This window comes from Curtobacterium pusillum (genome assembly GCF_007680845.1).
Lineage (GTDB): Bacteria > Actinomycetota > Actinomycetes > Actinomycetales > Microbacteriaceae > Curtobacterium > Curtobacterium pusillum_B.
The window spans coordinates 126393-147244 of sequence record NZ_VEIY01000005.1 but is presented as its reverse complement, the minus strand read 5'-3'; the positions used below and the strand labels follow the sequence as shown (position 1 = coordinate 147244).

Sequence of the window (20852 nt, the reverse complement as noted above, 5' to 3'; positions counted from 1 at the left end):
GGACGGTGCATCAGTCACTGGCCGTACCTTTCTACCTTCACGTCAGAGACCACGCCTCGGATGAGTACCTCAGATTCTCCGAGGGCGTCTGGACCGGGAACGATCCGATGGGCGTGCTCCTCCATGGTCGTACTCAGGATCACCCCACGACCTCCAGGAGTGAGAACTCCCTGACCGCTGCCGTCCGAAGCGAAGCGCTCCGCCACAGAGCGATTGGTCGTCCAACTGGTCAGGTTGCTGTCTTCGGTCATACCGAGAGCGTGCGCTCGGCCGTCGCTGTGCCCCAAGATGTCGCCGGGCCAGGCAGAACCTTCGGTGGCGGCTTCGTAGGCGTGATGGCTCTCGTTCACGCCCCTGTAGATCGAAGTGGGGGGTGTGGCCGCTTCGTCGCCGAGCTTCGCCACGGAGGTCGGCAGGTGAACCTTCGACATCATGCCGCCGGTCGCAGCGGAGGTCGCCGCACCCTCGGCAGCATTCCTGAGCAGGCCTCCGGGCGTGACCGGTTGCCCACTCACCGCGTAGTTCGCGATGTTCTCGACCGCGCCCTCGGCCGCGTTGCCGAGCAGGTGCTTCCCGATCAGCGCGGCCGCGCCACCACCCACGGCGCCGAACGCCCCACTGACGGCGACCTGCCCCCAGTTCACCTCGCCGGTGGTGGCCTTCTGGACGATGGTGTCCGCGCCGGCGCTGATGAGCATCATGCCGACGGGACCGCCGACGCCGGTGGCGACGAGGACCCCACCCGCGACCACCATGGCGCCTCCGGCGACGTACTCCCAGTTGTCCGCGAACCAGTCGCCGGTGGCCGCCGCAGCACGTGCGAGCGGCCCCTGCTGTGCCGCCGCGTAGGCCTCGAGCTCGGCGTCCGTGATCGGCGCGAGTCCGAGCGGGTCGATGGCGTGCAGCGGATCGTTGCCGGCGAACGAGTACGGGTTGCCGGCCCAGGTGGCACCTGCGGGAGCGCTGACCGGGTCGACGGACAGGAACCCGCGCGACGACGAGTCGTAAGCGCGAGCACCCATCCACTCGAGTCCAGCGACCTGCAGCGCTCCGTCCGTGCCGATGGCGATGCCGCTGGGCAGGCCGACCCCATCGAGGTCTGCGAGCGTCCGCCAGGGGTCGGCGTCGTCGGTGGCTCTCGTCGTCCGTCGGCCGCTGGCGGTCCAACGCGCGTCGACGCCGGTGAGCCCGCCGGGAGCACGGACGACCGGTGTGCCTCCGACGGCGAGCAGCGTCGGGGCGAACGCCGCGGTGTCCCAGTCCATCGGGACCCCGTCGACGTGGGCGAGGTCGCCGAGTGCGTCGACGTGCAGCTCCGTCGTGGAGCTGCCAGCCGCGGTGGTATGCGTCACGCTGGTGAGCTGACCTCGCGAGGTCCAGCCGTAGGTGGTCGTGACCCCATCCGCTCGGATCGCCCGCACCCGACGACCCGCGCCGTCGTGGACGTACTGTGCTTCGGGCGAGCCCTCTGCGGTGTCGACGCGGTCGAGCTGCCCGGCAGCGTCGTACGCGAATCGCCGGGTTCCGGGATCAGTCCGCTCCTCGACCAGGCGCCCGGCGGTGTCGTAGACCCAGTCCGTCCGTCGGCCGTCCGGCACGGCCGCGACCAGCTGCGCGGCGTCGTCGTGCTCGTACGTGGTGCTGCTGCGGGGGCCGTGAACACCGGTGATCCGGCCGTCCACGTCGCGCGCGATCGTGCTGACGTGCGTGCCGTCCGCGTCGATGCGTGTGTGTCGGACGACGTGTCCGTTCGCGTACTCCCAGGTCTGCAGACACTCGCTCGTACGGGCCTGCAGGAGCCGCCCGGCCGCGTCGTGTTCGTACCGGACCTCGCCGAAGGCGGAGTGCTCGACGCGGGAGATGCGGCCCGCAGCGTCGTGCTCGTACCGGGTCGTCGAGCCGTCCGGCGCGTCGAGGGAGGTGCGGAGGCCGTCGGCGTCGTGGGTCCAACGGGTCTCGCGAGCGCCGGTGGAACGGCGGACGAGCTGCCCCAGGCGGCTGAACTCGAGGACGTGGGCTGTGGGGGAGCCCGGACGGGTGTCGTCGGTGATCGTCACCGTGCGGGCGCGGGCGTCGCGGTCTATGCGGCCGATCAGCCGGTCGCCCGCGTACTGCGCGGATTCGCGACCGGCCGCGTCGTACTCCCACCGCAGCACGGTGCCGTCCGGGTCGGTCTGAGTGAGCTGACGTCCCGCAGCGTCGTAGGTCGCGGTGGTCGTCCGTCCGAGCTGGTCGGTGGAGGACGCCACCTTGTCGAGCTGCGTGTACGTCCGGACGGTCACCCCGCCCAGCGGATCCACGGTGCGGACGAGCCGCCCGCGTGCGTCGTACTCGTAGCGGGTGGCGCCCCCGAGCCCGTTCACGGCCGCGACGAGCTGTCCGGCGGCGTCGTACCGGAAGGCCCGCTGGCCGAAGCGGGTGTCCTGCGCCGACACCACGCGTCCGACGCGGTCGTACCGGTACCGTGCGCTACCGACTCCGGGGATGTCCGCGAACACGACCCGACCTTGGCGGTCGTACCCAGTCCGGGCGACCTCGCCGGTCGGTAGGGTGCGAGCGACGACCCGCGAGTCTGCGTCGTAGGTCAGTGTGGTGCGAGCGCCGGCGGGGTCGATGGCTGAGACCGGTCGGCCGCACGCGTCGTACTCGTACCGGGTGGTGCGTCCCGCCGGGGTGGTGACCCCGACGACGCGTCCGGCGAGGTCGCGCTCGATCCGGGTGAGGCCGCCGTCCGCGTCGAGGAGTTCGATCGGTCGACCGCAAGCGTCGTACGTCGTGAGTTCCGCGGACGCATCCGCGTGCTCGAGCCTGGTCGGACGCCCGAACTCGTCGGTCGTCACGGACACGGCTTCGAAGGCGTCACGAACCGTGGACACGCCGTCGGGCCGCGATCGGTGCTGTTCGGTGCGGACACCCGTCGGGTCGACGGCGGCACCGAATGCGCCGACCGCGTCGTACTCGCGCGTCCAGGTGCCGCCGGCCGGGTCCACCACCGCCCCGAGGCGGGAGAGCGCATCGTGCACGAACGTCCACTCGGCGCCGTCGGGCAGCGTCATCGTCGACACGTTCCCGAACGCGTCGAACCCCTTCGTGATGACACGACCGAGCGGATCCGTGGTCGACACGACCTCGCCGTGCGGTCCGTGCGCGAACTCGGTGCGGGCGCCCGTCGGGTCGATCGTCGCGGTGACCCGGCCTCCGGCACCGTGCTCGAACCTCCAGACGGACCCGTCCGGGTCCTCCTTGGTGGTCAGCAGGCCCGCGTCGTCGTGGTGGAAACGGGTCCGATTGCCGAGCGGCGTGACGGCCTCGGTGATCCGGCCGGCGTCGTCGCGGAGGAACCGGGCGGTGTCACCGATGGCGTTCTCGATGCCGACGACCTCGCCGTCGGCGTCGTGGTGGAACGTGAGGACGACGCCGGTCGGGTCGGTCGTCCGGATGAGCAGGCCGTCGCGCCACTCGAGCACGGTGCGTCCGCCGACGGGGTCGTCGACGACGGAGGGGTTCCGGTCCTCGCCGGTGTACTCGTACGCGACGACCCCACCGTCCGCGGTGACCACGGTCGTCAACCGGTCCTGCTCGTCGTACCCGAACGTAAGGTCTGCGTTCTCCGGCGTGATCGTGCGGATCCGACGCCCGCGGTCGTCGTAGCCGTGCACGGTCACCTGACCATCGCGCTCGACCACCGACACGAGGTTGCCGTGCCGGTCGTACGACATGCTCTGACGCCGACCGTCGGCGTCGACGATCCCGACGACACGGCCCTTGCGGTCAGCGATCCAGGTGTTGTCGTGGGCGCCGTCGACGTCGGACACCGAGGTGACCCGGCCCGGCAGGTACGCGAACCGCACCCGCCGTCCGAACGGCGTGCGCTGCTCCACGACCCGTCCACGGCTGTCGTAGGTGTTCTCGCACTCCACCACACCGGTCGACGCGGTCACCCGGTCGATGAGTCCTTCGTCGTTCCAGCGGTACCGCCGATCGCCGACGAGGTCCCCCACGCGAACGAGTCGGCGGGCGGCGTCGTAGTGGTACTCCACTCGTCTCCCGTCCGACGCGGTCGCCGACACCACGCGGTCTTCGGAGTACTCGACGTCGACGAACCGCCCGTGGGCGTGCGTGAGCCGAGTGATCCGGTCCTGTTCATCGCGCCGCACGGTGACGGTGGTGCCCGCTCCGCGGTCGCTGCCGAGCCAGCGTCCGGACGGCGAGAACGCCCACCGACCGCCGGCGTTGTCCGACACGACGAGTGAGCTCCCTTCGGCTCGGAGCCACATGTCGTCATCGACCGCACGACTCCAACCGTCGCCTCGTCGGGGGAAGTCCACCTGCCGGCCGTCGTCGAACACGACCGACGCCGCGTCGTCGCTGAGCTCGAGGTGGACGTCGAGGATCGAGGACCACCCGAGCCCGAACACCCCGACTCGACTGTCGAGCGAGTTGTACATGCGGGTGAACAGCAGCGACGAGGCCTGGCCCGCGAAGGACAGATCCGTCTCAGGCTCGAGGAAGTTCCCGGTCGCCGTGTTCACCGGGTCGTCCGCGAACCCGTTCGTCGGTGGGGTGCCCATCGCGGAGAACGGACCGATGGTGAAGTCGTCGCGGCCGACCTCGATCCCAGCAGCGGCGAGGGCTGCCGCGATCGAGGCGTCGGACAGTGTCGCAGGGCCCGCACCGCCACCCGCTGCTTCGAACTGCGCGGCGACGGTGTCGGCCCACGAGGCGTCGGTCCCGTTCGCCGTCAGCCAGTCCTGGACCGCGGTGACCAGGGACTGCGCGTGCAGCGTTCCCCAGCACGGGTTGCAGTCCGACTCGTAGTCGGACAGCGCCCTCCGGAGGGACGTGACGGCCCCGGCCAGGGAGGCGTCCGTCCCGCGTACGACCGAGGCGAACGAGCGCAGATCGGCCGAGGTCGCCGACGACGTTCCACCGCCACCGCCTCCAGCAGCGGGGATGGTACGTCCACGCACCGAGACCTCGTCGGCCTGCAAACGCGGCTCGGGTTCGGGATCGCGGGGCTTCGGGTCGTCTTCGGCGCCGAACCAGGTCGACACCTCGTGAGCGGCTCCCACGAAGAAGTTCTGCTCGCGCTCACGTTTCCGTGCCTCCCACGCCTTGGCGTCCGCCCGGCGCTGGTCCTCTTGCTCGGCGGCGTCGCGGAGCTCCCCGACGAACCCGACGAGGGACCGCAGCGCGTCGGCGAGCTTGCCCGCACTCCGACTCGCCACGTCGGCGTTGTTCGAGAACGCCTCCGCGAAGTACCCGCGGAACTCGCGCTTCGCGGTCGTCACCGCCGAGGCGCGGGATGCCGTCTGCTCGCCGATCGAGGCAGCGAGTGCGCGGGATGCGGCCTTGAGCGCGTCCGCCGATGCGTACGAGTAGCCGGTCGGATCGTTGCCGTGGATCTTCGCCATGTCGTCTTCCGTTCCCCCAGATGGTGACGACGCCATCCTGGCACGATCTCCGGTGACATTCCAGATGGAGGACGGGACCGTCGACGGACGGGAGGCGCGGTGCCAGCTGGCGCCGCGCCTCCAGTCCGTACCGGTGTGGGTCTACGCGACCGCGGCCAGCGCTGCGACCTGTCGCTGCACCCGGCCGAGCATCCCGACCATGCCGCGGATGCGCAGCGGGCTGACCGCCTCGTTCAGCCCGATCGTCAGCGGGTAGTCCGCCGGCACGGCGAGCACCTGCTCGACCGTCAGTCCGGAGAGTCCCTGCGCGAGGATCGACGCGAACCCGCGCGTGGTGGGCGCCTCGCGCGGCGCGGTGGCGTGCATCCGGACGATGCCGGGTGCGTCGCCGTCGGCACCCACGGTGACCGTGATGAAGACGGGGGACTGGCACTCCTCGACGCGTTCGAGCTCGTCCTCGTGTCCCTGGAGCCGCTCGGGCAGGGCCGGCAGCTCGTTCGAGAACTCGAGGAGGAGCTGCAGGCGGTCCGGCTGCGAGAGCTCGAGGAAGTCGTCCCGGATCTCGGCGAGGACGGTGGGGAGTGGTGCGTCGGTCATCGGTTCGGGATCGTACCCGGCTCGGCGCCCTGCACGATCGGGACGCGGACGGCGCTGCCCCACTCGGTCCACGAGCCGTCGTAGTTGCGGACGCTGTCGTAGCCGAGGAGGTGCTGCAGCACGAACCAGGTGTGGCTCGACCGCTCGCCGATGCGGCAGTAGGCGATGACCTCGTCGGCGTCGCCGATGCCGGCGCCCTCGCGGTAGATCGCGTCGAGCTCGGCGCGGCTCTTGAAGGTGCCGTCGGGTGCGGCGGCGGTCGCCCACGGGATGTTGACGGCGGTGGGGACGTGGCCGCCGCGCAGGGCGCCCTCTTCCGGGTAGTCCGGTGCAGTGGTGCGGTCGCCGGAGTACTCGGGTGCGCTGCGCACGTCGATGAGGGGCTTGCCGAGGTGGGCGAGCACGTCGTCCTTGTAGGCGCGGATCTCGGTGTCGATGCGGTCGACGATCGGGTACTCGGCCGGGGTGACGACGGTCTGGTCGGTGGTGAGCGCACGGTCCTCGGCGATCCACTTCGCCCGACCGCCGTCGAGCAGGCGGACGTCCTCGTGGCCGAACAGGGAGAAGACCCAGAGGGCGTAGGTGGCCCACCAGTTGTTCTTGTCGCCGTAGATGACGACAGTGGTCTCGCGGCCGATGCCCTTGCTGCCGAGGAGCTCGGCGAACGCCTCGCCGTCGATGTAGTCGCGCTGCACCGGGTCGTTGAGGTCGGTGTGCCAGTCGATCTTCACAGCGCCGGGGATGTGCCCGGTCTCGTAGAGGAGGACGTCCTCGTCGGACTCGACGACCACGAGGTCCGGGGTCCCGGCGTCGAGCTGTTCCTGCAGCCACTCGGTGGAGACGAGGCGCTCGGGGTGCGCGTAGGCGGTGAACTTCTCGGACGGGTCGACGGGTGCGGTCATCGCGGGTACCTCCAGGTGGTCGTCCGGCACCGGACTAGGATCGGTCGCCGGTGCCTGCGGGCAACGGTACGCGGACGCACCGTTCGCCTCCTGCAACGTGACACCGCACGACATGCTTCCCGGAAGGGTCCTCTTGCCTGAACACCTCGTCGACCGCGATCCGCAGGTGACCCCGCAGCAGATGGCGGCCGCGCTCGTGCCGCCGCCGCAGTTCGCGGACGCCTCGTTCGACTCGTACCGGCCGGACCCGGACTACCCGTCCCAGGCGTCGGTGCGGGACGCCGTCGCGGCGTTCGTGGCCGCCGGTCCCGAGTCGGCCGCGCCGCGCCGGGGGCTGTTCGGGCGGCGTCGTGCCGCTGTGTCGGACACGGCCGCGAAGTCCGGCGTCTACCTCGACGGCGGGTTCGGCGTCGGCAAGACGCACCTGCTCGCCGCCGCCTACCACGCCGCCTCCGGCCGGAAGACGTTCGGCACCTTCATCGAGTACACGGCCCTCGTCGGGGCCCTCGGGTTCCAGGGCACCGTCGACCTGCTGCGCGGCACCGCCCTGGTGTGCATCGACGAGTTCGAGCTCGACGACCCGGGCGACACCATGGTGATGACACGGCTCATCAAGGAGCTTACCGAGACCGGCACGCGGTTCGCCGCCACGTCGAACACCCCACCGGGTGCGCTCGGCGAGGGCCGGTTCGCGGCGCAGGACTTCCTCCGCGAGATCCAGGCGATGTCCGACCGCTTCGACACCATGCGGATCGACGGCCTCGACTACCGCCGCCGAGCGGTCGACGAGTCAGCGGGAACGGTGTCCGACGTCGCTGTGGCACTGCCTGCCGGGTCCGTCACGCTCGACGACTTCCGCGCCGTGGTCGCGCACCTCGGATCGGTGCACCCGTCGAAGTACGTCGCCCTGGTGGAGGGGCTCGATGCCGTGGGACTGACCGACGTCGGGGCCTTCACCGACCAGACCGACGCCCTGCGCTGGGTCGCGTTGGTCGACCGGCTCTACGACGCCCAGGTCCGGATCGTCGCGTCCGGCACGCCGCTCGACCAGGTGTACCCCGAGTCGATGCTCAACGGCGGCTACCGGAAGAAGTACCTCCGTGCTGCCAGCCGCGTGGTGGCGCTGACGCGAGCCGCTTGAGGGACTCGCGGCCCCCGTCCAGGGGACTGCCCGGCAGCCGAAACACGACGTTTACACAACGGGCCGTCGCGTTACACCCGCGAAACACTTCGTGCTCCCTCGTGAAACCTCGCATCGCCAGACTCGGTGGCACCCGACGCGGACCAAGAGCCGCTGGTTGCAATCGAGAGGTGAACAATGCTTGATCAGGGCCAAACCGGCTTCCTGTTGATCATGGCGGCACTCGTGCTGTTCATGACACCGGGCCTGGCGTTCTTCTACGGCGGTCTGGTGAAGGCCAAGTCCGTCATCAGCATGATGATGATGTCCTTCGGAGCGATCGCCCTGGTGGCGGTGCTCTGGGTGGTCTACGGCTACGCGATCGCGTTCGCCAACCACGGCGACGGCACGGCGGTCTCCGGCGTCGTCGGGTTCTTCAGCATCGACTGGAACCAGATCGGCCTCGGCCAGGCGTTCGAGGAGGCCAAGGCCTCCACGATCCACGCGGCGTACCCGTCGATGGCGTTCGTCGGGTTCCAGGCGACGTTCGCGATCATCACGGTCGCGCTCATCTCCGGCGCCATCGCCGACCGCGCCAAGTTCGGCGCGTGGATGGTCTTCGCCGGCATCTGGGTCACGGTGGTCTACTTCCCGGTCGCCTCGTGGGTGTTCAACCTCACGTCCGGCTGGGCCGCCACGTGGGGCGTCATCGACTTCGCCGGTGGCACCGCGGTGCACATCAACGCCGGTGCGGCCGGTCTGGCCCTGGCGCTCGTCCTCGGCAAGCGCGTCGGCTTCGCCAAGGGTGCGCACAAGCCGCACAACCCGCCCTTCGTCCTCCTCGGCGCGGCGATCCTCTGGTTCGGCTGGTTCGGCTTCAACGCCGGGTCCGAGGGTGCTGCTGACGGCATCGCCTCGATCGCCTGGGTGAACACCCTCGCCGCCCCGGCCGCCGCGATCCTCGGCTGGCTGCTCGTCGAGAAGCTCAAGGACGGCAAGGCCACCTCGGTCGGCGCCGCCTCGGGTGCCGTCACCGGTCTCGTCGCGATCACCCCCGCGTGTGCCGCACTGACCCCGGGCTGGGGCATCCTGCTCGGCTTCGTCGCCGGCATCATCTGCTGCTTCGCGATCGACTGGAAGTACCGTCTCGGCTTCGACGACTCGCTCGACGTCGTGGGCGTCCACCTCGTCGGCGGCATCGTCGGCACGCTCTACCTCGGCTTCTTCGCCAACGACACCGGCCTCATCTACTCGGGCTCGTTCGCGCAGCTCGGCAAGCAGGCCGCCGCGGCCGGTGCCGTCGGTGCGTACTCGTTCGTGCTCGCCTTCATCATCGGGTTCATCATCGAGAAGACGATGGGCTTCCGCGTGAAGACCGAGGACGAGGTCGCCGGCATCGACACCGCGGTCCACGGCGAAGAGGGCTACGTCCTCTACGAGGACCGCGACTCCACCCCGGTCTCCGTCCGGTAGCGAGTCCGCTCCGGCTCCGGCTCTGGCTCCGGCCGACACGACGACGGGTCCCGCGCAGACAGCAGCGCGGGGCCCGTCGGCGTGTGCGGGGCTGCGGCTGCGGCGCGGCGCCGCCGCGCGCGGCGCGCGGCGCGCAGGGCCGCGGGGGCGCGGGCGGGCGGGTCGCGGCCGCCGGCGCCGGCGCCGGCGCTCGGGTCGAACCACGGGAACGACGTCGAACCAGCCGCCGCGCCTGGTTCGACGTCGTCTTCGTGGTTCGATCCCCGCCAGGGGTCGCCGCGCCGCCGGGGGCCGCCGCGCCGCCGCCGTGCGCGCCCCGCCGGCCCGCCGAACGGGCAAAGTGGGACCATGACGACGACGTCGAGCGCACTCACCAACCTCCGTCCCGTCGGGGGACCGGCACTGCAGGCCTCCCGCCGCCGCACCGTCTACCGCGCGAACACCGAACAGGTCGGCCCGGACGCCTACCCGCCGGGACTCGCCGCCGTCGTCGACCTCCGCCGCGAGGACGAGACCACCGCCCTCCCGCACCCCCTCGCCGACACCGACGCGTACCGGTCCGTGCCGCTCTTCGACCCCTCGTCCCCCGTCGAGGCCGACCCCGCCGCCGTCCAGCTCGAGGAGCAGTACACCGACTGGCTCGACCGGCACCGCCCCGGGATCGCTTCGGCCCTCCGCACGATCGCGGCCACCGACGGGGACGTCCTCGTCTGCTGCTCCGCGGGCAAGGACCGCACCGGCATCGTCAGCGCGCTGCTCGCCCGGCACTGGGGAGCGGACCTCGACGCCGTCGGAGCCGACTACGCCGCGAGCGCAGACGGGCTCGCGGAGCGCTTCGCCGCCGAACGGGCCGCGAGCCGTGACCCCGAGGCGACGGCGATCGCACAGCGGTGCGTGCCCGAGATCATGACGACGGTGATCGAGCACGTCGAACGGCGGTGGGGTTCCGTCGACGCCTACCTCCGGAGCGCCGGGCTGCGCGACGAGGAGATCGCGGCCCTCTGAGCGAAGGCGGGTCGCGTCGTGGACGTGACGACCGACGGGAGGCGCGGTGCGGGTCGGACCTGCACCGCGCCTCCCGTCGGATGGTCGCGTCAGCGACGCACTGGTCGCGCCGTCAGCGCGTCACCAGGCGTAGTCCTCCGGCGAGGTCTTGTGCCCCGGGAAGATCTCGTCGAGCCGGTCGAGTGCGCGCTGGTCGAGGCGGATGTCGACGGCGCGGACCGCGGACTCCCACTGCTCCATCGTGCGGGGGCCGGTGATCGGCGCGGTGACGCCGGGCTGGTGGAGCAGCCACGCGAGGGCGAGCTCGCCCGGCGTGTGGCCGAGCTCCTTCGCGAAGGACTCGTAGGCCGTGAGTTGGTCGCGGTGCCCCTCGACGTACTCGGCGCTGCGGCCGGAGAGTCGACGGGAGCCGTTCTCGGTCTTCTCGATGACGCCGCCGAGCAGACCGCCCTGGAGCGGCGACCACGGGATGACGCCGAGGCCGTACTCGCGGGCGGCGGGCAGGACGTCCCGCTCGACGTCGCGGACGACGAGGTTGTAGATCGACTGCTCGCTGACGAGGCCGAGGGTGTGGCGGCGCTTCGCGGCTTCTTGTGCCTGGGCGATGTGCCAACCGGCGAAGTTCGACGAGCCGACGTAGAGCACCTTGCCCTGCTGGACGGCGACGTCGATGGCCTGCCAGATCTCGTCCCAGGGGGTCGCCCGGTCGACGTGGTGGAACTGGTAGAGGTCGATGTGGTCCGTCTGCAGACGACGGAGGCTCGCGTCGAGCGCCTGCCGGATGTTGTACGCGCTGAGCTTCCCGCCGTTCGGCCAGTCGATCATGTCGCCGTAGACCTTCGTCGCGAGGACGGTCTTCTCGCGGCGGCCGCCGCCCTTCGCGAACCAGCGGCCGATGATCTCCTCGGTGGCGCCCTTGCCCACCGAGCCGCCGTAGCCGTTGGCGGTGTCGAAGAAGTTCACGCCGAGCTCGTGCGCCCGGTCCATGATCGCGTGCGAGTCGTCCTCGCTCGTCTCCGGTCCGAAGTTCATGGTGCCGAGCACTGCCCGAGAGACGGACAGCCCTGTCCTGCCGAGGTGTGTGTAGTCCATGGTCCTGGTCTACGCGGTCTTCGCGCCGTGCGGGGGTCGGAGACAGGCCCTGTGAGTACCGGCCTCGGACCGGGTGCTTGTGGAGGACGAACCCTTGCTCCGCGCCGGGGCGCATGCCGAGTCGGGCATGGACCGGTCCCCGGGAGGAGTAGCGTGCCGTCTCGTGAACACCCCAGCTCTCCGTGGCAGCCGGATCCTCGGGTTCGGCCACCACCAGCCATCACGCATCCTGACCAACGCCGAGCTCTCGACCATGGTCGACACGAACGACGAGTGGATCCGCACGCGCACCGGGATCGAGACCCGACACATCGCGGGTCCCTCCGACACGGTGACGTCCATGGCGATCGAAGCCGCCCGGAACGCCATCGCCGACGCCGGCATCGCAGCGTCGGACGTCGGTCTGGTGATCGTCGCGTCGACCACGCACAAGGACCGTGCGCCCTACACCGCCGGCCGGGTCGCCGCCGCACTCGGGCTCTCGCCGTCCGTCGCGCCCATCGACATCAACACCGCCTGCTCCGGGTTCGAGTACGGCGTCGCGCTGGCCGACCAGGCGATCCGGGTCGGTTCGACGGACATCGCCGTGGTGATCGGTTCCGAGGTCCTCTCGGGCATCGTCGACTGGACCGACCGCACGACGTGCGTGCTCGTCGGCGACGGAGCCGGAGCCGCCGTGCTCGGGGTGTCCGACACGGCGCAGATCGGGCCGGTGTCGTGGGGGAGCGTGCCGCACCTCGAGGAGGCCGTCCTCGTCTCCGGCGACCCCGAGCGCTTCACCCAGGAGGGTCGCTCCATCTACCGCTGGGCCATCACCGAGGCTGCCGACCACGCCCGGGCCGCCGTGGCCGCCGCCGGGTTGACGCTCGACGACATCGAGGTGTTCGCGTTCCACCAGGCGAACCTGCGGATCATCGAGCCGCTCGTCACGGCGCTCGGTGGGGAGTCGAAGTTCGTGGTGCGCGACGTCGTCGAGTCGGGGAACACCTCGGCGGCGAGTGTGCCGCTCGGGCTGTCGAAAGCGTGGGCCCGGGGGGATCTGCCCGAAGGGGTGCCGGCGTTGCTGTTCGGGTTCGGGGGCGGGTTCGCGCACGCGGGGCAAGTCGTGACGACGCCGGTGCGGGCGCGCTGAGGCGGTCTGTTCCGAGCGGTCTGGAGGCGCGGTGCCGGTCGGTACCGCGCCTCCGGTCCGTTGCGTGGTGGGTCCACAGCTCGTGCGGTCCGGTCCGGCGGGTGTGCGGTGCGCGGTCTGTCTCGCGGGTGGTGCGGTGTGCCGGGGTCGGGCCCGGTCCGTCAGACGGTGTCGTCGGTGTGGTCGGGAGTGTCGGCCCAGAGGTCCTCGCGCCCCTTGCGCCGGGGGAGCGCGCGGCGTTCCTTCGGCGTCTTCGTCTGCTTCGGCGCCTTGACCTGCTTCGGTGCCTTGCCGTCCTTCGGTTCGAGCACGATCGGGAAGGACGCCGGCGGCAGCCCGAAGCCCGTGCGGGAGGCCTGGATCACCTTCCGCCCGAGCGCGTGGTTCCCGAGGCCGCCGACCGCAGCGCCGATGCCGAACGGCAGTGCGCGTCCGAGGATCGTCGTCCCCTGCCGCGCCGCGAACCGCTTGATGAACTGGTCACGCACCTGGCCACCGATGCCGTTCACGACCTGCTTCGGGAGCGAGGACGTCACCATCTCGCCCCAGAACGCCGTGCGGACCTGCCCGCCGCCGATCTGCCCGGCGAGCTGGTTGATGAGCTGGGTGCCCGGCGTGCCGAGGATCATCGCCATCACGAGCATCCGAGCCCGTTCGGGGTCGTCGAGCGCGATGCCGTGGACCTCGGTCACCGACTGCGCGAACAGGGCCGTGGTCTCGAGGAACCCGACCGTCTCCGCGCCGCTCAGGCCGAGGGCCGCCGCCATGCCGACGCCCGGGATGACGGCACTGGCGCCCACCGCCGCGCCGCCGGTCGTCACCGCGGCGAGGTACTGCCGCTCGAGCGTCTGGATGATCTCCGCCGGTGAGGCGTCGGGGTGCCGTCGTCGGAGCGACTTCACGTGGGCGACCACGACGGGGCGCTGCACGCTGAGGACGCGGTCGAGCATCTTCACCCAGCCGGCGGACTGCTCGGGGGTGCGCGTGGACGGGTCAGTGGGGGTGGAGGGCACAGGCGCTGCCGGCATGGGCACGATCGCCTGGTCCTTCTGCTCTCGGGCCATGCACCAGACGTTACGCGGGGCCGGTGGGAGTGACGTGGGCAGCGGACGGGCACTGCGCTTCCGGGCCGAGCCGCTCCGTGCCCTCGTGGTCCGGGCGTCCCGGCAGGCTCCGGCGGTGTCATCGACACGGGATCCCCGCACGCACGAGGGCGACGCGCACCCGCTCGGGGTCCGTGAGGTCGGCCCAGGTGAACCGGACGACGGTCCGCACCTCGGGGAACGACCGGATGAAGTCCTCGCGCTGCTTCTCCTGCCAGTGGGCGTCCGCTGTCGTCCGCCCGTCGAGCATCGCGGCGTCCTCGTACTTGGCGCGCCCGTCGACCTCGACCACGACGCCCTGCTCCGGGAACCAGAAGTCCACCACCGCCGTGCGGCCTCCGGTGCGCGCGAAGGCATGCTGCTGCACGGGTTCGGGAATGCGGAGCTGCCGGAACACGACCCGGGCGACCGACTCCGCAGCGGACCCTGACAGCGCCGACCCCATCCCCACGGCCACGGCCGCCTTGTCCGTGCCCTTCCGAGGCCGGTTCGCGAGCTCGTCGGCGAGCATCTCCGGGAGGAGCCGTCGGTCGCGCAACGCTGCGTCCACCATCGGGAGCGCGTCGCGGAGCGGTGTCGAGGAAGCGACGTCGACGAGCGTCCGGACGAGGGACGTCGTGGCCGCACCCGCGAAGTCGACGGGCTTCGTCGGCGGAAGATCCGCCCACCGATCGGGTCGGCGGAACGCACCACTGTCGCCGTGGACGCGGAGGAGCGCGGTCGTCTCCGTCCGTTCGCGCCGCGGATCGGCGGCCTCGACCCGCTCCGGCACCGCGCCGACGAACGGCAGCCCGTAGACCGCGGCCGCCGTGCGGTGGGACAGCAGGACCGGGGGACGGATCGACGGAGCCGTCGCTCGGGTGAGGAGCAGGTGCCGATGCTCCGGCCACAGTCCCTCGAGCGCTTCCGGCTGCACGAGGACGCCGGGGCGGACGGCTACGAGATCGCCTCGGTGCACCCGTCGTTGCAGTGCTCGTCGTTCCGCGCTGGTGTGGCCACCGGTGCGAATGAGTGGGATGGCGAGGACGCGTTCGTGCATGCCGCAACGATGCCCGCACTGGAACCGGCCGATGGTCGACCGGACTCGATCTGTGGAGGACGAGCCGCGCCTCCTGGGCGGTGCAGGGGAAGCGCGTGCGCAAGGTGCGACAAGGTCGTTGTCGCACGACACCGGACTTGTCGCTGCAGCGCGCCTGCAACTGTTGCGGACGTGGGGGAGCGACATCCCCGGTGTCGTACGACAGCGGGGGTGTCGTTCCGAGTCGGCAGGGGTGGGCGGCCGGGCGGGGGCGGGCGGGCGGCGCCGCGCCCGCGCGCGCTCAGCGCCGCGCGAGCTCCGCGCGCAGCGGCAGGTCCTGCCCCTCGAGGATGAGCTGGGCACCGGCCGCGGTCCGCGCGTTCACGACGATCGGCGCGAGCAGGTTCACCGTCGTGCCGGACTCGCCGGGGTTCGCGACGACGAGCAGCATCGCCTCCTCGGCGCTGGTGAGCTCGAGCCCGGCCGCCTGCTCATCCGTGAGCTCGGGGGAGTACGACGGCAGGTGCACCGCGGCGTCGAGCACGAACAGCCGGGCGTCGTCGCCGACCAGCGTGAAGAGCCCCTCGGCGCCGTCGACGGGCGTCAGCGTGAACACGTCGGCCGCGGCGAGGCCGAACGGCGGGACGGCGAAGGTCAGGTCGATGCTCATGACAGGTAGTCCATCAGGGTCGGCTGCAGGACCTTCGCGGTGACGGCGAGGGCTGCCTGGTAGTTGGTCTGCTGCACCTGCAGGTCGAGGACGGCCTTCGCGAGGTCCTTGTCCTCGATGCCGGCGCGCCGGTTCTCGAGCGAGACGGTCGCGCTCTTCAGCGAGTCCTGGGCGGACAGCGCGGCGGCGTGCCGGACACCGACGTCCGCCTGCGCACCGCGGACCGTGGCGATCGCGGCGTCGACGTCGTTGATGCGCGGGTTCGTGTTCGTGCCGCTCTGCAGGTCGCCGACGATCGAGTCGATCATCGCGAAGACGGAGGTGCTGCCCGAGCCGAACACGTCGGCACCGGGGGTGTCGACCCGGACGGTGGTGCCGTCGCCGACGCGCCGGGTGACGTCGGTGCCCGCTGCGGCCCACCCCGTCGTCGGGTCGTACGCGGCCGACGCGGTGGACGAGCCGGCGAACACGGAGCGGGTGCCGTACGTGGTGTTCGCCCGCGCCTCGAGCTCGGTCTTCAGCGACTGGAACTGCGTGACGAACGCGTCCCGGTCGGTGTCGCTCATGGTGCCGCTGTTCGCCGCCTGGACGGTGAGGTCGCGCACGCTGTTGAGGACCGAGTACACGCTCGACAGGGTGCTGTCGGTCGTCGCGAGCCACCCGACGGCGTCGCTCGCGTTGCGGGTGTACTGCGCGGCGGCGGCCTGCTCCTTGCGGACCTGCATCGACGACACGGTGCCCGCCGGGTCGTCGGACGGCCGCGAGATGTTCTGCAGCGTGGTCGCCTGCTCGGTGAGCTGCGCGAGCTTCGCCGCTCCGGCCTGCAGGCGGGCGCTGGCGGCCGTCATGGACATCTGGGTGGTCACTCGGGTGATCACGGTCAGCCCCTCCCGACGAGTCCGACGCGGTTGATGATGGTGTCGAGCATCTCGTCGACGGCGGTCAGGACGCGCGCGGCGCCCTGGTACGCGTGCTGGTAGCTGAGCAGGTTCACGTTCTCCTCGTCGAGGTCGACCCCCGCGCCCGACTGCTGCTGCGTGCGCGCGTTGGTGAGGGCGAGTCCGGTGAGCGTCGATTCCGACGCGGCGGTCCTGGAGGCGCTGCCCGCCCCCGCCACGAACGTCGCCCAGGCGCGGTCGGCACCGTCGGAGGCCGTGCCGAGTCGCGAGAGCGCGTCCGTGAACGAGTCGTCGAGTTCCCCCGCCGCGTTCCGCGTCGCCAGGCCGCTCGCGTCCGTCGGGACGACGCCGAGGCCCTGCGCGGCCGGGACACCGGCGGCGAGCGAGAAGAACGGGGCGCCGGTGGCACCGGTCGGCGTGGTGCCGGTCGCGTGCACGGCGTTCACCGCGGACGCGAGCTTCGTCGCGACCTGGTCGTACGACGCGGAGGCCTCGGCGAGGGCACCGCCCGTGCCGTCCGTCGTGGCCGGGGCGAGCAGCGAGAGGTTCCCGCCGATCGAGCCGCCGGAGAGCGCCACCGCACCGGCCGTGCCGGAGGTCCAGGTCAGGGTGACGGGGGCGCCGTCGGCGAGCCGTGCACCACCGCCGAGGGCCACCGAGCGGGCGTCGCTGCCCTGCACGATCGCGTTGCCGCCGATGAGGACGTCGACGGTGCCGTCGGTGTTCGCCCGGACGGTGCCGCCGGCGAGCGTCGCGATCTGCTCGGTGAGCTGGTCGCGCTGGTCGATCAGCTCGTTCGCGTTCCCGCCCGAGCCGAGTGCGGTGCGGATCCGGCCGTTGAGGTCGGCGACCTGCTTCGCCGCATCGTTGAGCTGCGCCACCTGGCCCTGCACCGTGCCGCGGACCGCGGTCCACTGGGCGTCGACCGCCTTCGAGCCGCTCGCGAGCGTCGACGCCACGGTCTTCGCGGCGCCGATCACCGCGCTGGCGGCACCGGGGTCGTTCGGGTGCGTGGAGAGTTCGCTCCACGAGGACCAGAACGCGTCGAGCTTCGTCGCGAGGCCGTCGTCGCCCGGCTCGTTCAGCCCGGTCTCGAGCGCGGAGAGCGCCGTGGCGCGGGCGTCGGCGTAGGCCGAGGACTCGGCGGCGACACGGACGCCGGCGTCGAGCGTGAGCGAACCGAGCCGGGCGATGCCGTCGACCGAGACGCCCTGGCCGGCGAGGGCGGCGGTGCCCCGCATGAACCCGGTCTGCGCGGCCGGGATCGAGGACTGCGTCACGCGCTGCCGGGTGTACCCGGTGGTGCCGGCGTTGGCGATGTTCTGCCCGGTGACGTCGATGCCGGCGCGGGCGGCGGCGAGGCCGGAGTAGGCGGTGGAGAGGGAGCCGAAGGTGCTGACCACGGTGCTACAGCGTCCCCTCGAAGAGGCGTGCCCCGTCGGCGCCGCTGCCCGAGGTCCCCGAGGCGTCGTACGTGGCGGCCCCGGTGACCGAGCCGGCGAGGGTCTCCTCGGTGGCCTGCGCCGCGGTCCGGAGGAACCGGTCGTTCTCGTCGCGCAGCGCCCCGATCTGCGTGGTCAGCTCGACCATCGCGGTGAGGTGCGACGCGAGGATCTCGCCCCACGGGCCGTTCGGTGCGGCGGCGACGACCTCGCGGAGGGGAGCGTCGGCGGGCACGCCCCACTCCTCGGCGACCTCGGCGCTCGACGCGGCGCGCTCCAGTCCGGTGCTGCGGAGCCGTTCGAGGACCTGTTCCACCTCGCGGCTGGCGTGGGAGACCCAGCGGGAGCGGCCGGCGGCGAGCAGCAGCTGCTCCTCCTCGAGCTTGAAGGTGAGCAGCTCGAGCAGTTCGCGTTCGCGCCAGAGCACGGCGGACAGTTCGTTCACGCTCATCAGCTCCTCCCTGGTGGGTTCGTGTCGGTCATCCTGCGGACACCGGGACCTATCGGCCTGCGGTGGTCGGACGTAAGCACCCGGAGCGGTGCCGCGCGGGGCGGACAGGAGCCGCGCCTCCCGGAATCCACCCCACCCGGGGGACAAGAACGCTCGTTCCCCATGCTGGGTCCCCCAAAATGACGACCGGGAAAACGCCCGCACACCCCCGCATTGGGGACGGATGTGCACTCACTCAGGGCATTGCCAGCCGATACATTCGGAACCGCAGCGGGGGACATCCCGCACCGCGTCGAGGGACGCGGAGCGCACCGCCCGGAGGGACCCGGGTGGTACTTCGGCGTACGCACCGGCCGACCGAGGCCGGCGTCCGTCGCGCCCACGGACGGGTCACGCAGTCAGGCGACCAGGGGAAGAGCATGGACCGGAACGACCGCAACGCGATGATCGTGGAGCACCTCCCGCTCGTGGGCTACATCGTCGCCGACGTCCGGGCGCGAGCCACGCACCTCGACCGCGACGACCTCGCCGCTGTCGGTTCGCTCGCGCTCGTCGCCGCGGCCGAAGCGTTCGACCCCGACCTGGGCGTCCCGTTCGGTGCCTACGCCCGGACCCGGATCACCGGCGCGATCGCGGACGACATGCGCTCGGCCGACTGGGCCTCCCGCGGCACCCGGAAGCGCATCCGCGAGACGCTCGCGACGCAGGAGGCGCTGTCCGCCCGACTCGGTCGGAGCGTCGGCGTGCAGGAGATCGCGGACGCGATGGGCGTGGACCGCCAGTCGGCCGCCGACGCGATGAGCGACGCCGCCCGCACGGTGAGCCCCATCGACGAGACGGTGCACGACGTGCTCGCCGCCGACCTGCCGCTGCCGGGCGAGGACCTGCTGGAGGCGGAGAAGCGCCGCTACCTCCGCGCCGCGGTCGACGCGCTGCCCGAACGGATGCGGTACATCGTCCAGAACGTCTACTTCGGTGACCGCTCCGTGACCGAGGTCGCCGCCGAGCTCGGGATCACGCACTCCGCGGTCTCGCAGCAGCGGTCCGAGGCGATGCGGCTGCTCCGCGACGGGCTCTCGGCGCACTACGGCGACGAGGGAGCGGTCGTCGAACCGGCCTCGAGGACCACCGCCGCACGCCGGAGCGCCTACCTGGCGCGGGTCGCCGCGAACGCCGCAGCCGGCGTCGCGCGGGCCGTGCAGGACGTCGCGAACAGCCCGGTCGTGGCGGCGAGCTAGGAGTTCGACCGGGAAATCCGGTCGATCCACTAACGGCTCCGGCCGACCGGTCGAGAGTCACCCATGTCAGCCCACGGACGGGCAGACGTACGACCCAGATTTCACGGAGGAAACCACCATGGGTATGTCCATCAACACCAACCTCTCGGCACTCAACACGTACCGGAACCTCAACTCGACGCAGAACGACCTGTCGAAGTCCCTCGAGAAGCTCTCGAGCGGCCTCCGCATCAACCGTGCTGCCGACGACGCGGCCGGTCTGTCGATCTCCGAGGGGCTGAAGTCCCAGGTCGGTGGCCTCACGGTCGCCGCCCGCAACGCGCAGGACGGCATCTCCGTCGTGCAGACCGCTGAAGGTGGGCTCACCGAGACCCACTCGATCCTCCAGCGCATGCGCGACCTGGCCGTCCAGGCCGGCAACGACTCGAACAACTCGGACTCCCGCACGGCGATCTCGACCGAGGTCGGCCAGCTCCAGCAGGAGCTCGTGCGGATCTCGAAGTCGACGAACTTCAACGGCACGTCGCTGCTCAACAACAACGACACCCTGAAGTTCCAGGTCGGGGCCAACGCAGGCACGGACAGTCAGATCTCGGTCGACCTCTCCGGAGCGAACGTCTCGGCGATCGCCTCGAAGCTGACGGTCGGGACGAGCGGTTCGACCGGTACGCAGTTCACGATCGCCGACGTCGCCGACCTCGGCGGCAAGGACCAGGAGTTCAGCGTCACGAGCGGCAACGAGACCAAGAAGGTCTCGGTCACCGGTCTCGCGGCGTCGTACGACAGCGTGGACAAGTACGCCGAGGACCTGTCGAAGAACGCCGACTTCTCGGCGAACTTCAGCGTCTCGGTCGAGCACGACGCCAACGGCAAGGGCACCGGCATCGTGGTGTCCGCCATCAACGGCGGCACCGTCCAGAACACCGTCGCGACCGGCAACGGTCTCGCTGGTGGGACGGTCGGGACCGCTGCTGCCGACGGCGCGATCTCCTTCGCTGACGCGGACTCCGCGCAGAAGGCGATCACGGTCATCGACCAGCAGATCAAGGCCGTCTCGACCGCTCGGTCGAACCTCGGTGCGATCCAGAACCGCTTCGACCACGCCATCAACGTGACGAACGTGGCCAAGGAGAACCTCACCGCTGCGCAGTCCCGCATCACGGATGTCGACATGGCGGAGGAGATGGTCAAGTACACGCGCGACAACATCCTCAGCCAGGCCGGCACCTCGATGCTCGCGCAGGCGAACCAGAGCACGCAGGGTGTGCTCTCGCTCCTGCGCTAAGCACCACCTGA

Annotated in this window: 16 protein-coding genes; 6 read left to right on the top strand and 10 right to left on the bottom strand. The window is 71.3% G+C overall.

The window, feature by feature from the left end; all coding sequences use genetic code 11:
- Positions 1-14: 14 nt before the first annotated feature.
- The 3 genes from FS825_RS12445 to FS825_RS12435 form a co-directional block, all read right to left on the bottom strand.
- Positions 15-5414, bottom strand: a complete 5400-nt coding sequence (locus FS825_RS12445; RefSeq protein ID WP_186377221.1) for a DUF6531 domain-containing protein — start codon at positions 5412-5414, stop codon at positions 15-17.
- A gap of 141 nt (positions 5415-5555) precedes the next feature.
- Complete coding sequence (locus tag FS825_RS12440) at positions 5556-6011, bottom strand: SufE family protein (RefSeq protein ID WP_144713455.1); 456 nt, start codon at positions 6009-6011, stop codon at positions 5556-5558.
- A complete protein-coding gene (locus FS825_RS12435; RefSeq protein ID WP_144713453.1) occupies positions 6008-6913 on the bottom strand; it encodes a sulfurtransferase in 906 nt (301 codons plus the stop codon). The genes FS825_RS12440 and FS825_RS12435 overlap by 4 nt, the downstream gene beginning before the upstream one ends.
- A gap of 181 nt (positions 6914-7094) precedes the next feature.
- On the opposite strand from FS825_RS12435, the gene zapE reads away from it, so the two are divergent.
- The 3 genes from zapE (at position 7095) to FS825_RS12420 (ending at position 10511) form a co-directional block, all read left to right on the top strand.
- Positions 7095-8054 (top strand): cell division protein ZapE, encoded by a 960-nt coding sequence (zapE, locus tag FS825_RS12430; RefSeq protein WP_260981171.1) that lies wholly within the window; start codon positions 7095-7097, stop codon positions 8052-8054.
- Positions 8055-8231: 177 nt separating this feature from the next.
- On the top strand, positions 8232-9506 hold the full coding sequence (locus FS825_RS12425; RefSeq protein ID WP_144713449.1) for an ammonium transporter: 1275 nt from the start codon (positions 8232-8234) through the stop codon (positions 9504-9506).
- A gap of 348 nt (positions 9507-9854) precedes the next feature.
- The gene (locus FS825_RS12420; protein ID WP_144713447.1) at positions 9855-10511 is read left to right on the top strand and encodes a tyrosine-protein phosphatase; all 657 of its coding nucleotides are present in this window, start codon (positions 9855-9857) and stop codon (positions 10509-10511) included.
- Between the two features lie 120 nt (positions 10512-10631).
- Here the strand turns inward: FS825_RS12420 and FS825_RS12415 are convergent, their stop codons facing one another.
- Positions 10632-11603 carry an aldo/keto reductase gene (locus FS825_RS12415; protein WP_144713445.1) on the bottom strand — a complete coding sequence of 324 codons (972 nt, stop codon included), beginning with the start codon at positions 11601-11603 and terminating at the stop codon, positions 10632-10634.
- 163 nt (positions 11604-11766) lie between these two features.
- On the opposite strand from FS825_RS12415, the gene FS825_RS12410 reads away from it, so the two are divergent.
- A complete protein-coding gene (locus FS825_RS12410; RefSeq protein WP_260981157.1) occupies positions 11767-12735 on the top strand; it encodes a beta-ketoacyl-ACP synthase 3 in 969 nt (322 codons plus the stop codon).
- 161 nt (positions 12736-12896) lie between these two features.
- On the opposite strand, the gene FS825_RS12405 is transcribed toward FS825_RS12410, so the two are convergent.
- The 6 genes from FS825_RS12405 to FS825_RS12380 form a co-directional block, all read right to left on the bottom strand.
- Positions 12897-13799 carry a hypothetical protein gene (locus FS825_RS12405; protein ID WP_186377220.1) on the bottom strand — a complete coding sequence of 301 codons (903 nt, stop codon included), beginning with the start codon at positions 13797-13799 and terminating at the stop codon, positions 12897-12899.
- 118 nt (positions 13800-13917) lie between these two features.
- Positions 13918-14877 carry a PDDEXK family nuclease gene (locus FS825_RS12400; RefSeq protein ID WP_144713441.1) on the bottom strand — a complete coding sequence of 320 codons (960 nt, stop codon included), beginning with the start codon at positions 14875-14877 and terminating at the stop codon, positions 13918-13920.
- Positions 14878-15157: 280 nt separating this feature from the next.
- Positions 15158-15526 carry a flagellar assembly protein FliW gene (gene fliW / locus FS825_RS12395; protein WP_144713439.1) on the bottom strand — a complete coding sequence of 123 codons (369 nt, stop codon included), beginning with the start codon at positions 15524-15526 and terminating at the stop codon, positions 15158-15160.
- Positions 15523-16404, bottom strand: coding sequence for a flagellar hook-associated protein FlgL (gene flgL, locus FS825_RS12390; RefSeq protein ID WP_144713437.1), 882 nt, complete (start codon positions 16402-16404; stop codon positions 15523-15525). Before flgL ends, fliW begins: the two co-directional genes overlap by 4 nt.
- Before the next feature lie 2 nt (positions 16405-16406).
- Positions 16407-17828, bottom strand: coding sequence for a flagellar hook-associated protein FlgK (gene flgK, locus FS825_RS12385; RefSeq protein ID WP_144713435.1), 1422 nt, complete (start codon positions 17826-17828; stop codon positions 16407-16409).
- 4 nt (positions 17829-17832) lie between these two features.
- A complete protein-coding gene (locus tag FS825_RS12380; RefSeq protein WP_144713433.1) occupies positions 17833-18318 on the bottom strand; it encodes a flagellar protein FlgN in 486 nt (161 codons plus the stop codon).
- A 419-nt stretch (positions 18319-18737) separates the two neighbouring features.
- Between FS825_RS12380 and FS825_RS12375 the strand changes: the two genes are divergently transcribed.
- Both FS825_RS12375 and FS825_RS12370 read left to right on the top strand, forming a co-directional pair.
- On the top strand, positions 18738-19556 hold the full coding sequence (locus tag FS825_RS12375; RefSeq protein ID WP_144713431.1) for a sigma-70 family RNA polymerase sigma factor: 819 nt from the start codon (positions 18738-18740) through the stop codon (positions 19554-19556).
- Positions 19557-19674: 118 nt separating this feature from the next.
- A complete protein-coding gene (locus FS825_RS12370; protein WP_144713429.1) occupies positions 19675-20841 on the top strand; it encodes a flagellin N-terminal helical domain-containing protein in 1167 nt (388 codons plus the stop codon).
- Positions 20842-20852: the final 11 nt, after the last annotated feature.